The following is a 1,632-nucleotide window of genomic DNA, read 5'->3' as shown; positions in this document are numbered from 1 at the left end:
GGCACCGAGACGGTCTGACCCGCCTGCTGCGCGGCGCTTTCGATCGCCGCCGCACCGCCGAGCACGATCAGATCGGCCATCGACACTTTCTTGCCGCCCGACGCACGCTTGTTGAAGTCCTTCTGCACGCCTTCGAGCTTGGCCAGCACCTTCGCCAGTTCAGCCGGATTGTTGACCGCCCAATCCTTCTGCGGAGCAAGCCGGATGCGAGCACCGTTGGCACCACCGCGGTAGTCGGTATTGCGGAAGCTGGCAGCCGATGCCCAGGCGGTACGCACCAGTTCCGGCACGCTCAGGCCGGTGGCCATGATCTTGCCCTTCAGCGAGGCGATATCCGCCGCATCGACCAGAGGATGATCGACGGCCGGAATCGGGTCCTGCCAGACCAGCTCTTCCTTCGGTACTTCATTGCCGATGTAGCGGGCGCGCGGTCCCATGTCGCGGTGGGTCAGCTTGAACCAGGCCTTCGAGAAAGCCGCGTCGAATTCCTGCGGGTTCTTCAGCCAGCGCTGAGTGATCTTCTTGTAGCTAGGGTCGGTGCGCAGCGCGAGATCGGTGGTGAACATGATCGGCGCATGCATCTTGCCCTTGATGTGCGCGTCCGGAACCGTCTGCACCTGCGCGGCGTTCTTCGGCTCCCACTGGACGGCACCGGCCGGGCTCCGCGTCTGGACCCATTCGAAGGCGTACAGATTGCTCAGATACTGATGCGTGAACTGGGCCGGGGCCGAGGTCCAGGCACCTTCGAGCCCGCTGCTGACGGTGTCTTCGGCATTGCCCTTGCCGCACTTGTTGTTCCAGCCCATGCCCTGCGCTTCGACGGCAGCGGCAGCGGGTTCCTTGCCGACGCACTCATCCGGCTTGTGCGCACCATGCGCCTTGCCGAAGGTATGACCACCGGCGATCAGGGCGACGGTTTCCTCGTCGTTCATCGCCATCCGGCCGAAGGTGTCGCGGATGTCCTTGGCGGCGGCCAGCGGGTCCGGATTGCCGTTCGGGCCTTCCGGGTTGACGTAGATCAGGCCCATCTGCACGGCGGCGAGCGGCTTGGCCAGTTCGCGGTTGCCGGTGTAGCGCTTGTCGCCCAGCATTTCGGTTTCCGGCCCCCAGTTGACCAGCTCCGGCTCCCAGTCATCATGGCGACCACCGGCGAAGCCAAAGGTCTTGAAGCCCATGGTTTCCAGCGAGACGTTGCCGGTGAGCACCATCAGATCGGCCCAGGAGACGTTGCGGCCGTACTTCTGCTTCACCGGCCACAGCAGGCGGCGGGCCTTGTCGAGGTTGACGTTGTCTGGCCAGGAATTCAGCGGCTCGAAGCGCTGCTGACCGCTGCCCGCACCGCCGCGTCCATCGCTGATGCGGTAGGTACCGGCGCTGTGCCAGGCCATGCGGATGAAGAACGGACCGTAGTTGCCGTAATCGGATGGCCACCAGGGCTGCGAGGTGGTCAGCACGGCCGCGATGTCGGCCTTGAGCGCGGCGAGATCGACGCTGGCAAATGCTTTCGCGTAGTCGAAGTCGTTGCCGTACGGGTCGGATTCGGCACTGTGCTGGCGCAGCGGCGCCAGATTCAGTTGCTCCGGCCACCAGAACTGGGTCGTGCGCACCGCTCCCTCATCGGCGCTGGCGGTC

Annotated in this window: 1 protein-coding gene; it reads right to left on the bottom strand. The window is 65.0% G+C overall.

Annotated features, from left to right (window positions below; translation table 11 throughout):
* On the bottom strand, positions 1-1,607 hold a 1,607-nt coding region (gene katG / locus QZY06_RS07590; RefSeq protein WP_295682398.1), incomplete at its 3' end, for a catalase/peroxidase HPI.
* Positions 1,608-1,632: the final 25 nt, after the last annotated feature.

Source organism: uncultured Nevskia sp. (assembly GCF_903885465.1).
Taxonomy (GTDB): Bacteria; Pseudomonadota; Gammaproteobacteria; order Nevskiales; family Nevskiaceae; genus Nevskia.
Note: the sequence above shows the minus strand (reverse complement) of the source record. Positions and strands in the feature narration are given on the sequence as shown.